Below are 13,676 nucleotides of genomic sequence, written 5' to 3' on the forward strand. Positions count from 1 at the left end.
GCGTCCGATCAGAAAGTGGGAATGGGCAAACCGCGGACATGGGCTTCGCCGCCCACGCTGGCAATGTAGCTCGCCTCGTCGTTCCCGATGGTCTTGTCCCTGTAGCCTTGCCACCCGCCGTCTTCAGTTGCGGTCGCGGCATAGGCCTTGAGGTGGCCCATGTCCCAGCCATAGGCGCCGAACGATGTCGTCGGATGCGCGCCGAGCGGCGCGTAGACGACACCCGCCACGAGATAGGGCTCGAAGAGGTTGGCCTTCATCACCTCGGGGTCGTGGCTGGCGATGCTGTCGACAATCTCTTCCGTGGTCACGAAGACCTTGTCCGCGGCACGCGCGAACAGGTCGTCGAAATAGGGGTCCGGCCCGAAGGTCAGCGTGTTGCCCTTCCGGTCGGCACGGTTGACGTGGATGAGCGCCACGTCGAGCTTGATGGCGGGCAAGGCGAGGAGTTCTTCCCCGTCGTCGTAGGGAGATCGGATCGTCTTGAACTCAGGATTGTTCGTCATGACCGCGGAGGCCATTCCGATGCGCGTCGCGACGAAGGGGAGGCGATGGCCCGCGGCTCTCAGGCCGAGCAGCAGGAGCCCCTCGTCGAGTTCGCAGACGTCCACGGCTCCTGCCTCGCGTGCCTTGCGGAAGTAGGGCTCGATCGGGATCGTATCGAGCGACACGAAGCCGTAGATGACCTTGCGGACCTTGCCGGCGGCGCACAGCATGCCCACCTCGGGCCCGCCATAGGCGACGATGGTGAGATCCTTCAGGTCCGACCGGAGGATCTCCCGGATCAGTGCCATCGGCTTGCGTCGCGGGCCCCATCCCCCGACGCCAATCGTCATGCCGTCGCGAAGCTGCGAGATGACCGCCCTGGCGCTCATGTCCTTGTTCATGGGACTTCCTGTCGTTGTTCTGCGTCGCTCGAAGAATGATGTCGTCAGCCGTAGAAGCCGCGGCCCTCGGCCACGCAGCGTTCGATCAGCCTGGCAGGCTTGAAGTATTCGTCACCGACAAGTCGGCTGTAGTGGTCCAGGGCGTCCTTGACCTTGGGGAGCCCGATCTGGTCGGCGTAGAACATCGGGCCGCCGAAATAGGTCGGCCAGCCGAAGCCGTTGGTCCAGATGACGTCGATGTCGCCCGGGCGTGCCGCGGCGCCCTCGTCGAGGATCCTGGCTGCCTCGTTGATCATCGCGTAGAGACAGCGCTCGAGGATCTCCTGGTCGGAGATGTCGCGGCGATCCCGTCCGCGCTGCGCACGATGAGCCTCGAGGATGGTGTCGACCGCGGGGTCATGCTGGGCCTTGCGATCCTCCCCGTAGCGGTAGTACCCGGCGCCATTCTTCTGCCCCAGGCGCCCTGCCGCTTTCAGCTTGTCGACGATGTCGCACTCCTGCTCGCGCTTCGTCATGCGCGCGAAGCGGGCGGCCCGAGCGGCGCACATCACGTCGATGCCGGCGAGGTCGGCGAGCGCGAAGGGACCGATGGGGAAGCCGAAGCCGGCAAGCACGCGATCGACCTGCTGGGGCGACGCACCGTCCTCAAGGAGGAATTGTGCCTCGCGCGACCGCTTGGACAACATGCGGTTGGCCACGAAGCCTTCGGAACGGCCGACCATGACCGGCACCTTGCCCAGGCGCTTACCCAGCGCCGTGGTGGTGGCGAGGACATCGGTGGACGTTCGGCTGCCGCGAACGTTCTCGAGCAGCTTCATGATATTGGCCGGATTGAAGAAGTGCATCCCCGCGACACGTTCCGGGCGCGAGATGCTGTCGGCGAGGGCCTCGATGTCGAGGAACGACGTGTTCGTCGCGATGATGGCGCGCTCGGGGAGGGCAGCCTCGAGCCGGCGAAAGACCTCGCACTTCACGCCGAGGTCCTCTGTCACGGCTTCGATCGCGAGATCGCAGTCGGCGAGAGGCGCATAATCGACCGTAGGGGTGAGCCGCGCCAGCCTCGCATCGGCGTCTGCCTGCTGCATCGAGCCGCGCTTGACCGAACTATCGAACGTCCGGCGGATGGCCTCCACGCCCGCCGAGAGCGTCTCGTCGTCACGCCCGACGAGAACGACCGGGAGGCCGGCGTTGAGCAGGCAGACGGTGATGCCGCGGCCCATCGTGCCCGGACCCACGACGGCGACTTTGGCGATGTCGCGCGGCTTCGTCTCCGGCGTCACCCCATCGATCTTGAGGGCCTCGCGCTCCGCCGCGAAGAGGTGACGCAACGCGCGGGACTGCGGCGAGGCGATCAGGGTCTTGCAGACGTCGTATTCATGGGCGGCCGCTTCGGCAAAGGGCGTCTTCGTCATCGCCTCGATGAGATCGACGGCCAGCTGCGGAGCCGAGAAGCCTTTGAATTTGCGCGCAAGCTCGGTTCGCTTCGCGGCCAGGATCCCTGGATCGAAGGCGGGGACGGGCAGGTCGCTGACCCGGCGAACAGATCCACCGTCGCTGACGACCTTTTCGGCGAAGGCGACAGCCCCGTCGGTGAGGTCGCCCTCGATCATGGCGTCCACGAGACCCTGGTCGCGGGCGGCGCCGGCATCGATCTGGCCGCCCTCGCTGATCATCGTCAGCGCGGCCTCGACACCGATGAGCCGCGGCAGCCGGACGGTCCCCCCCGATCCCGGGAGAAGGCCCAGCTTCACCTCCGGAAGACCCATGCGTGCGGTTGGAGAGGCCACCCTGTAGCTGCAGGCGAGAGCCACCTCGAGCCCACCGCCCAGTGCGGTGCCGTGGAGCGCTGCGACGATTGGCTTGCCGCAGCGGTCGAGCCGATCAATGACCACCCCGAGGCGCGGCTCCTGCAGCGGCTTTCCGAATTCACGCAGGTCGGCCCCGGCGATGAAGGTCTTGCCCCGGCATACGATCACCAGCGCACGCAGGGACGGCGACGCTTCCAGCTGCTCGACGGCATCGACCAGTCCGGAGCGGACCGCGTGGGAGAGGGCGTTGACGGGCGGATTGTCCACCGTCGCGACGAGGACATGGCCCCGTGCCTCGCATTTGACGGCTTTGTCGGAGACCTCGGTGGTCATGCGCTGGCTGTCCATTCTGTTCAGGCGGCCGTGGTGTTCATGCGGAGGATGACCTTGCCCTGGGCCTGCCGTTCCATGACGACGTCGAGAGCTTCGGCGAACTGGTCTAGGGGATAGACGGCCCCGATATGCGGGCGCAGGCTGCCGTCCTCGAACCAGGTCATGAGTTCGGCGAGGTTGGCGGCATTGCGGGCGGGGTTCGCCTTGGCGAAAGCGCCCCAGAACACGCCGATGAGCGACGACTGCTTGAGCAGCAACAGGTTGAGAGGGATCCTGGGGATGTCGCCCGCCGCGAAGCCGATGACGAGATGGCGTCCATTGACCGCGAGGTTGCGCAGCGCGGTCTCGGTCGCCGGGCCGCCGACAGGATCATAGACGACGTCCACGCCACGCCCTCCGGTGAGCTCCTTCAGGCCCTGGCGCAGGTCGCCGGTCCGGTAGTTGATGGTCTCGTCCGCACCGCGCTGGCGACAGATCGCCAGCTTCTCATCCGTCGAGGCGGCCGCGATGACGCGCGCGCCCATGCGCTTGGCGATCTCGATGGCCGTGATCCCGACGCCGCCTGCCGCGCCGAGCACCAGCACCGTCTCGCCCGCCTGCAGGCCAGCGCGATCTTTCAGCGCATGGTGCGAGGTGGCGTAGGTGATGAGAAATCCGGCGGCCTGCTCGAAGGACATCGCGTCGGGGATCGGATGGACGCGTGAGGCGTCGACCGCAACCTGCTCGCCGTAGCCACCCTGGCCTGTGAAAGCCAGCACCCTCGCTCCCGGCTGGAGGTCGGCAACGCCGGGGCCCACCTCCACCACCGTGCCGGCGGCTTCGCTGCCGGGCGTGAACGGCAGGTCGGGTCGGGTCTGGTACTTGCCCTCAACCATCAGTCCGTCGAAGAAATTGATGGCACCGGCCTCGACGCGCAAAACGACTTGCCCCTCGGCGGCCGACGGGGCTGGAACCGTGTCGAGCCGCAGCTCCGCCCGCGGGGCGAACTGCCGGCACACGACCGCCCTCATCTGCACTGCATCCGCCATGCTGCCGAACCCTCCGGACCCTGTCTGGCACAATGGCGAGAACCGTTCCGTCGCAGCATCGTCCGTTGGGACTAACGGGCGTCGTGGCCGCGATACGCGTCTCGATAGTCTTTTCGGACGATGACTGCATCGCGCGAACAGGGAGCGTATGCTGCAGCGTGCGCCCGCGTGTGGGAGCGCAGAAAAGCAACAGCGCGAGCTTTCGCCGCGCACTCGGGAGGAGAGAAGCCATGAAGTTTGCGGTTGCCACCGCCTTGTCGGTTTTCCTGCTGTCGTCCGCGGCCTTCGCCCAGGACGGCCAGGTCAAGCTCGGCGTCCTCAATGACCAGTCCACCTCGTTCTCGGCCCTCGGCGGCACGGAAGTAGTCGAGGCCGTGCGGCTGGCCATCGCCGATTTCGGCGGCCAAGTCCTGGGCAAGCCGATCCAGCTCGTCGCCGCGGACCACCAGAACAAGCCCGAGGTCGCGCTTTCCATCGCGCGGCAGTGGCTGGAGCAGGACGGGGTCGACGCCGTCGTCGACATCGCCAATTCCGCCATTGCGCTGAGCGTCAACACGCTGCTCGGCGAGCGCAAGAAGATCGGCTTGTTCGTCTCCCCGATCACGGACCGGATGACCGAAGACAGCTGCAACGGCTACGGCGTTGCTTGGGCCTACGACGCCTATTCGGTCGCTCGCTCTTCGGCCATGGCCCAGATCGCGACGGGTGGCGAGACCTGGTACATCATTTCGCCGGACTACGAAGCCGGAAAGGTCCTCGAGGCCACCTACAAGGCGACCGTCGAGGAAAGCGGTGGCAAGGTGCTTGGCACCGTTCGCGCGCCTCTCGGCACCACCGACTTCTCGTCCTATCTGCTGCAGGCGCAGGCCTCGAAGGCGAAGGTTCTGGCGCTGACGCTCAACGGCCCCGAACTGGTCAATGCTCTCAAGCAGATCCAGGAGTTCGGCATCATCCAGGGCGGCCAGCGCGTGGCGCTGGGGACCCTGCATCAGTCCGACGCGCGGTCCATCGGGCTGGAGACGCTGAAGGGCATCCAGTTCGCGTCGCCCTGGTACTGGAACACGGACGACGCGTCGAAGCAGTTCAAGGAGAAGATGATGGCCAAGACCGGCAACGCGCCGGGTTGGGTCGCTGCTGGCTCGTACTCGGCCACCATGAACTATCTGAATGCCATCAAGGCGGCCGGCACGGATGAACCGCAGGCCGTGCTGGCCAAGATGCGCGAAACCAAGACGAACGACATGTTCGCCAAGAACGGGACGCTCTGGACGAACGGGCGGCTGGTCCACGACATGTACCTGCTCCAGGTCAACGCGCCGGGCGGCGCCGACAAGCAGGATGTCTTCAAGGTCGTGACCACCGTTGCCGCCGACAAGGCCTTCAAGCCGCTGTCCGAGACGAAGTGCCCGCTGGTGAAGAAGTGAAGCCAATACGCCAGTCCCGGAGCCGCGCGACCATCGTCGCGCGGCTTCTGTTTCCGGCACTATCCGGGAGGCGGGCATGACGGCCGGCGGTCTTGCGACGGGTGCGGCGAGTGACGCCGTCATCGAAGCCGTCGGGCTGACCAAGTCGTTCGCCGGCTTCACGGCGGTGAACGACGTGAATCTGCGGGTTCAGCGCCACTCCGTGCATGCCCTGATCGGCCCCAACGGTGCAGGAAAGACGACGCTCTTCAACCTGATCACCAAGGTCCTGCAGCCGACCTCCGGGTCGATTCGGTTCAACGGACAGGACATCACCGCGCTGAAGCCCGAGGAGGTCGCGCGGCGAGGGGTTGTCCGCTCCTTCCAGATCTCGGCCGTCTACCCGCGCATGACCGTCCGGGAGAACGTCCGGATCGCCCTGCAGCGGCCGACCGGCGTGTCGTACCAGTTCTGGAAGAGCGAGCGCTCCCTGCGTGCGCTCGACGCTCGCGTGGATGAACTGCTTGCTGAGGTCGGGCTGGAGGCCAACAGCGACGATCCCGCTGCGATGCTGTCCTACGGACGCAAGCGCGCACTCGAGATCGCCACGACCCTGGCGCTCGACCCCGAGATGCTGCTCCTTGACGAGCCGACCTCGGGCCTCGGCCACGAGGATGTCGACCGCGTGGCGGCCCTGATCCGGAAGGTCTCGTCGAACCGGACCATCCTCATGGTCGAGCACAACCTCTCCGTGGTCTCGGCCCTGTCCGACCGCATCACCGTGCTCGCGGGCGGTCGGATCCTGGCGGAAGGGGACTACAAGACGGTGTCGACCGACCCGCGCGTGGTCGAGGCGTATATCGGTGGTATCGATGACTGAGCCTGGCCGATCCTCCACGCCGCTCCTCCAGGTCCGCAACCTCGAAGCCTGGTATGGGGAGAGCAAGGCTCTCCACGGCATCTCGTTCGATCTGCGGGAAGGAGAGGTCGTCACGCTTCTCGGACGCAATGGCGCGGGAAAGACATCGACCCTGCGGTCGATCATGGGACTTTTGCGACGCAAGTCCGGCGAGATCCGCTTCCGCGGCCAGGACATTTCGCACAGCCCTCCCGAGGCGGTCGCACGCGCCGGTCTCGCCTATTGTCCCGAGGAGCGGGGCATCTTCTCGAGCCTGACCGTCGGGGAAAACCTCGAACTGCCGCCGGTGATCGCCAGCGGTGGGATGAGCACCAAGGAGGTGCTCGCGATGTTCCCAAACCTGCAGGCGCGCTGGACGAGCCAGGGCACCAAGCTCTCCGGGGGCGAACAACAGATGCTCGCGATCGGCAGGATCCTGCGTACGGGCGCCCGGACACTGCTGCTCGACGAGCCCACGGAAGGATTGGCGCCGGTCATCGTCAAGCAGATCGGGGCCGTGATCGCGTCGCTCAAGACGAGCGGATTCACCATCCTTCTCGTCGAGCAGAACTTCCGGTTCGCCTCACGTCTCGCCGACCGGTTCTGCGTCGTGGAGCATGGTCGGGTCGTCGAGACGCTGACGCGTGACGAGTTGGCCGGGAACGAACATCGGCTGCACGCCTACCTCGGAGTTTAGGCATGATCCCGCTGCTCGGCATTCCTCCGCAGCTGCTGTTCGGCCAGCTCCTGGTCGGCCTCATCAACGGCGCCTTCTACGCCATGATGAGCCTCGGCGTCGCCGTCATCTTCGGGCTGCTGCGTATCGGCAACTTCGTGCACGGCGCCCAGTACATGCTTGGCGCGTTCGGGGCCTGGTACTTGTTCAACCTGCCCGACCTGTTTCCGGGGCTGGGCCTGCCCTCGTTGAGCTACTGGTGGGCGCTCCTGATCGTGCCGGTCGTCATGGCCGGCGTCGGGGCGATCACCGAGCGGCTGTTCATCCGCCGCGTCTACGACCTCGATCACGCCTACGGGCTGCTGCTGACCGTGGGCCTCGCCATGGTCATCGAAGGCCTGTTCAACGTGCGCTACGGCGCAGCTGGACAGCAATATGACGTTCCGGCGGTTCTGCGCGGCAGCATGAATCTCGGCTTCATGTTCCTGCCGTACTATCGTGCCTGGGTGATCGTCGCCGCGTTGCTCCTGTGCCTGGGTACGTGGTTCCTCATCGAGCGCACGAAGCTCGGATCGTACCTGCGTGCCGCGACCGAGAACCCCAATCTCGTGCGGGCCTTCGGCATCAACGTGCCGCGCATGCTGATGCTGACCTACGCCTTCGGGGTGGGGCTCGCCGGCCTGGCGGGCGTGATGGCGGCGCCGATCTACCAGGTCGGGCCGCAGATGGGCCAGAGCATCATCATCACCGTCTTCGCGGTCGTTGTGATCGGCGGGATGGGCTCAATCGGCGGAGCGATTTTCAGCGGGCTCCTGATGGGGCTGATCGAGGGCCTCACGAAGGTCTTCTATCCGCAGGCGTCGACGACGGTGATCTTCGTGATCATGGCGATCGTCTTGGTCCTGCGGCCCGCGGGGTTGTTCGGCCGCGAGACGACGGCGCATGCCGTCGCCGACCTGTCGTCGGGCCGATCGGGGAGCATCCTGGAGAACGGCCGCCTTTGGTTCGTCGTGCTCCTCGCGCTGGGCCTCGTGTTCCCACATCTCTTCTTCCCGATCCTCGGGATGAAGATCCTGTGCCTCGCCCTGTTCGCGCTCGCCTACAACCTCGTGTTCGGGTACGGCGGGCTGCTGGCCTTCGGCCATGCGGCCTTCTTCGGCGCCGCCTCCTACGTCACCGCGCAGTCGGCGGCCTATGGCGGCTTCCCGCCCGAACTGAGCCTACTGTTCGGTGTCGCGGCGGCCACGGTGCTGGGCGCGCTCTTCGGCTGGCTCGCGATCCGACGGCAGGGTCTCTACTTCGCGATGATCACGCTGGCGCTTGCCCAGATCGTGTACTTCTACGCCCTGCAGTCGAGCTGGACCCATGGCGAGGACGGCATCCAGTCCGTGCCGCGTGGCCGGTTGTTCGGGATCTTCGACCTCGCCGACACGCTGACCATCTACCACGTCACGCTGGCGGTCTTCCTGGCCGGCTTCGCCTTCGTGTACCGGATCGTGCATTCGCCGTTCGGACAGACCCTGAAATCCATCCGGGAGAACGAGGCGCGTTCGATCTCGCTCGGCTATTCCACGAGCCGGTTCAAGCTCCTGGCCTTCACCCTCTCGGCCCTCCTGTCGGGCGTCGCCGGCGGCATGAAGGCGATCGTCTTCCAGATCGCCTCGCTCAACGACGTCTATTTCACGACCTCCGCGGACGTCCTGCTGATGACGCTGATCGGCGGCGTGGGCACGCTTCTCGGCCCGGTCGTCGGCGCAGGAATCGTCGTCGTCCTGCAGACCAAGCTCGCCACGTTCGGCTCCTGGGTCGTCGTGATCCAAGGGATCATCTTCACGCTGTGCGTGCTCTTCCTGCGCAAGGGGGTGATCGGCACGCTCGAAGAATTCATCGCCAACCGCAAGGCGCGACAAACGTCAGCAGGCGGCATCGGGGCTCCCGCTTCGGCCGCGAAATCCGGAGTGGCGCCGTGAGCAAACCGCTGGCGATCGTGATCGGGATGGGTCCTGGCCTCGGCCAGGCCCTGGTGCGCGCCTTTGCGGCGGACGGCTTCGCCGTGGCGTTCGTCGGCCGCCGCGCCGCTGCGCTGGCCGAGCATGAGGGCCGGTTTCGCGCGGCAGGGTACGACGTGACGGGTTTTGCCGCCGACGCCGGCATGCCGTCGGCGATGGACGAGGTCCACCGTCGGATCAGGGTGCTCTACGGCGAGGCGGACGTTCTCGTCTACAATGCCGCGGTCATCGAGCCGGCCCGCTTCGTGACGCGATCCGCCATCGCTGAGGCGAAATACGGCACGGCCGACGGCTGGGCTGCGCGGGGTGAGCCGGCGAGCTTCGACTATGTCGTGGACGCGTTTCGCACCAACGTCGCGGGCGCCCACCATGCTGCGGCCTCCGTCGCCCCGACCATGATCGCGCGGGGCAGGGGGACCATCCTGCTCACGGGCGGCGTGCTCGCCTTCGGGCCGTGGATCGAGTGGGGCGTCACCTCGCTCGGCAAGGCGGCCCTCAGGAGCCTCGGCCATTCGCTGTTCAAGGAACTGGTCGACCACGGCATTCACGTCTCGACGGTCGCCATTCACGGCACCATGCAGGCCGGCACGCCCTACGATCACGACCGCGTCGCTGCGGCCTATCTCGCGCTCCACAAGGCGCCACGGGAGCAGTGGGCGCCCGACTTCCATTTCAAGGTCGACGAAGCGGGGGAGAGCGATCCCGATGCATGACCGGCCCATTCCGTCCCTCCGCCTCGACGGCAAGAGGGCGATCGTCACGGGCGGCGCGAGCGGCATCGGCGCGACGACCGCCAGGCTGATGGCGGACCTGGGAGCCAGGGTGGTCGTCGCCGACATTGCGCCGGTCGACCCCGAGGCGCTCGCCGCGCTGGGTGCCGTCGCGGCCGTCACCGGCGATGTCGCCGACGAGGCTGCCGTCGATCGCATGGTCGCCGAAGCGGAGGCGCACCTTGGTGGGCTCGACCTCGTGTTCAACTCGGCCGGCATCGGCGACGACCTCGTCCCGGTGCACGAGCAGGAGGTGGCCCGATGGCAGCGGGTGGTCGACGTGAACCTCCGCGGGACCTACCTCGTCTGTCGTGCCGCAGGGCGGTCCATGCTGCGGCAGGGGAAGGGGGCCATCGTCAACGTCTCGTCGATCGTGGGGCTCGGGGCCTTTCCGGGGCGCTCGGGCTACGGCATTGCCAAGGCGGGGGTCATCCATCTCACCAGGACGCTGGCCTGCGAATGGGGAACGGCCGGCATCCGGGTCAACTGCATCGCGCCGGCCTACACGCGCACGCCCATGGTCCGGGCCCTTTTGGAGAGGAACGTCTTCGATCCGACCGCCATCGAGCGGCGCACGCCGCTGGGGCGGTTCGCCGAACCGGAGGAGATGGCGCGGGCCGCCGCGTTCCTCCTGTCGGACTGGGCCAGCTACGTCACCGGGACGGTCCTGCCGGTCGACGGCGGCTGGAGCGCCTACGGAGCGGCCGGCCCGGTGGACAAGAGCATTCCCGGGTCCGACTGAAACGCGGCTCAGCGCCTCCGGAAGCGGTCGAGGTTTCCCTCGCGCAGAGCAGCCACGAGGTCACGCTTGCGGATCTTGGCGGCTTCCACCGGCATCTCGTCGATGAAGTGGAAGGCGCGGGGAACCTTGAACGCGGCCAGGCTCTCGCGGCAGTGCCCCTCGAGGTCTCGCGCCTCGACGACGACGCCCGGGTTGCGCACGACGACGGCGACGGGAATCTCGCCCCGGGCCTCCTCGGGCACGCCAACGACGGCACACACCGCAACGGCGGGATGCTGGTACAGCACCGTCTCGATCTCGAGCGGGTAGATGTTGTGCCCGCCGGCGATGATGACGTCCTTCTTCCTGTCGACGATGAAGAGATAGCCGTCCTCGTCGACATAGCCGAGGTCGCCGGAACGCCAGCCGTCCGGCGTGAACGCGGCCTTCGTCGCCTCCTCGTTCTGCCAGTAGCCTGCCGCGACGCAGTCCCCGCCGATGATGACCTCTCCGATTTCGCCGGGCGCGACCTCCCGGTCGTGATCATCGACCACCGTGATGCGCGAACTGCCCACCGGTAGCCCCGCAGACCCCCGCTTGCGGACGCCGAGTGTCGGCTCCATCACGTTCTGCCCGCAGGTCTCCGTCGAGCCGTAGACCTGGGTGACGCGCGCGCCGCTGAGCTGCTCGAATCGCTGGATCACGCTTTGCGGGACGGGTGCGCCGCCGGTCGTGCAGATCCGTAGCGAGGTCAGGTCGTGGCGTGCCGGATCGAACTCGTTGACGATGTAGACATACATCGTCGGCGTCCCGCCGAAATAGGTCCCGCCATGGCGCTCGATGTCCGTCAGGACGCGCTGCGTGTCCCACCGCTCGTGCAGCACGATCGTGCCGCCGCCGAAGAGGCAGAGGTTCAGCGTGACGTTGAGACCGAAGTTCGTGAACAGCGGAACGGCGCAGACATAGACCTCCCGCCCGAAGCGGTTGCGATGGGAGACGAACATGTCGCGCAGCGTCGACAGGATGCTGGCGTGCGGCTGCGCCGTGCCCTTCGGGCTCCCGGTCGTGCCCGACGTGAAGAACAGGCAGGCGATATCGCCGGGTTCGCACGCGACGTCCTCGAACTGCTTCGGCGCGGCCGCCATCAGGGCGACGAGGTCGTCGCCGCTGCCGTCGCCCGTCGCCACGAGGCACTGCGTGAGGGAGGCGAACTCGTGCCGGATCTCCGCGAAGTAGCTCCAGGTCGAGGCGTCGGCGATCACGGCCTTCATCGCCGTATGCGCGATGATGGTGCGCAGTTCGGCATGGCGGAACATGGCGCTGATCGGCGCGGGGATGGCTCCGAGCCGCTGGCATGCCCAGAAGGCCACGGCCATGAGCGGGGTGCTGGGCAGATAGAGGCCCACCCGGTCGCCCTTGCCGATGCCGCGCTGTCGCAGGATGGCGGCGAGCTGCGCCGTTTGCGCCGCGAACTCGGCATAGGTCAGCGTCTGCGTGTCTGTGACGATGAAGGGCCGTGACGGCACGCGCCTGACGGTGCTTGCGAGTATTTGGGACAGGTAATCCATCGGGCCTTCAGCCTTGGGACGATGCGGGGGCGATGCGGGATCTCCGCCGGCGCGATGAGACGGCCAGCGGCGCGACCTACGCATCGTCTGTATGTGGTAGCCGGCCTGACCGGTTACTCCAAGCGGACGATGACCGGGGCGGGCGGTCTCCTAGCCTGAAGCCAGATCGAGCATGGAGATCGTCGATGTCCGGACACGAAGAACTCCTGGCCACCTGGTCCATGCGGGCCACCGCGGAGCGCTACGCCATGGCCGTCGACCGTGGCGACGCGGATATGTTCGCGGCGCAGTTCACGCCGGGGGGCATTCTCGAGGCTCCCCGAGGGCGGTTTTCCGGTCGCGAGCAGCTGGCGTCCGTCCCGCCCATGATGCGTCGGCTTTATGAGCGCACGCATCACGCGGTCGTCGGACTGGTGCCCGTCGTCGAGGGGAGCCGCGCGACGGCGCACACCTACACCCATGCGCGCCACTACTATCGCGACAAGGCCGGCCAGGACCTCTGCTACGAGATGACCATCCGCTACGAGGACATCTTCGAAGACGTCGAGGGTGCCTGGCTGATCGCCCACCGCGTGCTGGTGTTGGTCGGCGATGCCACCTACCCGACTGGCCGATCCCATCGCCCGGCCGACGCGGGCTGACGGGCTCGTGCGTGACGGAATTCAGATCTGGAACTGGGCTCCGTCCACCACCAGAACTGATCCGGATACGAACCTGGCATCGTCCGAGACGAGATACGCGAAGGCCGCCGCCGCATCGCGGGGCTCGCCAAGTCCGCCCTCGAAACCCAGGAGCTTGGATCGACGGAACGTGAGATCCGGATCCGCGTCCGGCACGGGCTTCGCAGCGCTCATGCCCGAGCGTATCGCGCCGGGACAGACGGCGTTGAAGCGGATCCCCGCGGATGCGTACTCGGCCGCCAGGGATTTCGTCATCGCGATGATGCCCGCCTTCGCCACGGCGTAGGCCGTCGAGTAGGCCAGGCCCTCGAGGGCCGCGAGGGACGAGGTGCTCACCACGCAGCCGCGGGTGCGCGCCAGATGAGGAATGGCGCCACGGGCAATCGTGAAGGCGCTTGTCAGGTTGACCTGAAGGCAGAGGTTCCAGTCCACGTCGGTGACGTCCGTCGACCTCGCCTTCCCGTAGACGCCCGCGATGTTGCAGACCCCGTCGAGGCGCCCCAGGGCCGCCACCGCACCCTGCACCAGAGTCTCGCCCGAACCGGAAGCCGCGGCATCATAGAACGCTGCGGAATGGCCCTTCCCCAACTCGGTGCAGATCTGCTCGAGGGGCGTCCCGGGGCGGTCGGCCAGGACGAGGCGCGCGCCTTCAATCGACAGGCGCTCCGCGGTCGCGCGGCCGATCGCTCCGGCTGCGCCGGTCACGAGGATGGCCCTGTCCTTGAGACGGTCGTTCACGCGCGTCATCCCACCGGAATCTGTCCCGAGAGTCCGGTGCGTCGGGACAGCCGGCATCGTCTGTTTGCACTAGTGCGCCCGACGGCGTCGTTTCGCATCTGTGGCCTGTCCTAGTCGAAGCGGACGATGTCGGGGGAGCTGCCTCGTGCTTGCCTGG

The 13,676-nt window shown here is 67.0% G+C and carries 12 protein-coding genes and 1 pseudogene; 8 read left to right on the forward strand and 5 right to left on the reverse strand.

The window, feature by feature from the left end:
* Positions 1 to 8: 8 nt before the first annotated feature.
* From Q0Q47_RS14485 to Q0Q47_RS14495, 3 genes are read right to left on the reverse strand one after another with little or no spacing between them, the layout of a single operon-like run.
* Positions 9 to 887 (reverse strand): CoA transferase subunit A, encoded by an 879-nt coding sequence (locus Q0Q47_RS14485; protein WP_293860981.1) that lies wholly within the window; start codon positions 885 to 887, stop codon positions 9 to 11.
* Positions 888 to 931: 44 nt separating this feature from the next.
* Positions 932 to 3,028 (reverse strand): 3-hydroxyacyl-CoA dehydrogenase NAD-binding domain-containing protein, encoded by a 2,097-nt coding sequence (locus tag Q0Q47_RS14490; RefSeq protein WP_293860984.1) that lies wholly within the window; start codon positions 3,026 to 3,028, stop codon positions 932 to 934.
* 20 nt (positions 3,029 to 3,048) lie between these two features.
* Positions 3,049 to 4,038, reverse strand: coding sequence for an NADPH:quinone oxidoreductase family protein (locus Q0Q47_RS14495; protein WP_293861120.1), 990 nt, complete (start codon positions 4,036 to 4,038; stop codon positions 3,049 to 3,051).
* A 248-nt stretch (positions 4,039 to 4,286) separates the two neighbouring features.
* Between Q0Q47_RS14495 and Q0Q47_RS14500 the strand changes: the two genes are divergently transcribed.
* The 7 genes and pseudogenes from Q0Q47_RS14500 to Q0Q47_RS14530 all read left to right on the forward strand — a co-directional run bounded on the left by Q0Q47_RS14500 (position 4,287) and on the right by Q0Q47_RS14530 (position 10,554).
* On the forward strand, positions 4,287 to 5,480 hold the full coding sequence (locus Q0Q47_RS14500; RefSeq protein ID WP_293860988.1) for an ABC transporter substrate-binding protein: 1,194 nt from the start codon (positions 4,287 to 4,289) through the stop codon (positions 5,478 to 5,480).
* Between the two features lie 76 nt (positions 5,481 to 5,556).
* Positions 5,557 to 6,339 carry an ABC transporter ATP-binding protein gene (locus tag Q0Q47_RS14505; RefSeq protein WP_293860991.1) on the forward strand — a complete coding sequence of 261 codons (783 nt, stop codon included), beginning with the start codon at positions 5,557 to 5,559 and terminating at the stop codon, positions 6,337 to 6,339.
* The gene (locus Q0Q47_RS14510; protein WP_293860994.1) at positions 6,332 to 7,054 is read left to right on the forward strand and encodes an ABC transporter ATP-binding protein; all 723 of its coding nucleotides are present in this window, start codon (positions 6,332 to 6,334) and stop codon (positions 7,052 to 7,054) included. Before Q0Q47_RS14505 ends, Q0Q47_RS14510 begins: the two co-directional genes overlap by 8 nt.
* A 2-nt stretch (positions 7,055 to 7,056) precedes the next feature.
* Positions 7,057 to 7,965, forward strand: a pseudogene (locus Q0Q47_RS14515) (branched-chain amino acid ABC transporter permease); the annotation flags it as partial.
* Positions 7,966 to 8,097: 132 nt separating this feature from the next.
* Positions 8,098 to 9,003: a branched-chain amino acid ABC transporter permease gene (locus Q0Q47_RS14520; RefSeq protein WP_293861123.1), complete on the forward strand. Its 906-nt coding sequence runs from the start codon at positions 8,098 to 8,100 to the stop codon at positions 9,001 to 9,003.
* Positions 9,000 to 9,755: an SDR family oxidoreductase gene (locus tag Q0Q47_RS14525; protein WP_293860997.1), complete on the forward strand. Its 756-nt coding sequence runs from the start codon at positions 9,000 to 9,002 to the stop codon at positions 9,753 to 9,755. The genes Q0Q47_RS14520 and Q0Q47_RS14525 overlap by 4 nt, the downstream gene beginning before the upstream one ends.
* A complete protein-coding gene (locus tag Q0Q47_RS14530) occupies positions 9,748 to 10,554 on the forward strand; it encodes an SDR family NAD(P)-dependent oxidoreductase (RefSeq protein WP_293861000.1) in 807 nt (268 codons plus the stop codon). Before Q0Q47_RS14525 ends, Q0Q47_RS14530 begins: the two co-directional genes overlap by 8 nt.
* Before the next feature lie 8 nt (positions 10,555 to 10,562).
* On the opposite strand, the gene Q0Q47_RS14535 is transcribed toward Q0Q47_RS14530, so the two are convergent.
* Entirely contained in the window at positions 10,563 to 12,101 is a 1,539-nt protein-coding gene (locus Q0Q47_RS14535) for a class I adenylate-forming enzyme family protein (protein WP_367278252.1), read from the reverse strand.
* Between the two features lie 185 nt (positions 12,102 to 12,286).
* On the opposite strand from Q0Q47_RS14535, the gene Q0Q47_RS14540 reads away from it, so the two are divergent.
* Positions 12,287 to 12,742 (forward strand): nuclear transport factor 2 family protein, encoded by a 456-nt coding sequence (locus Q0Q47_RS14540; protein ID WP_293861006.1) that lies wholly within the window; start codon positions 12,287 to 12,289, stop codon positions 12,740 to 12,742.
* 21 nt (positions 12,743 to 12,763) lie between these two features.
* On the opposite strand, the gene Q0Q47_RS14545 is transcribed toward Q0Q47_RS14540, so the two are convergent.
* Complete coding sequence (locus Q0Q47_RS14545) at positions 12,764 to 13,519, reverse strand: SDR family NAD(P)-dependent oxidoreductase (RefSeq protein ID WP_293861009.1); 756 nt, start codon at positions 13,517 to 13,519, stop codon at positions 12,764 to 12,766.
* Between the last annotated feature and the right edge of the window lie 157 nt (positions 13,520 to 13,676).

The organism is uncultured Alsobacter sp., assembly GCF_945952055.1.
In the GTDB taxonomy this organism is placed as follows: Bacteria; Pseudomonadota; Alphaproteobacteria; order Rhizobiales; family Beijerinckiaceae; genus Alsobacter.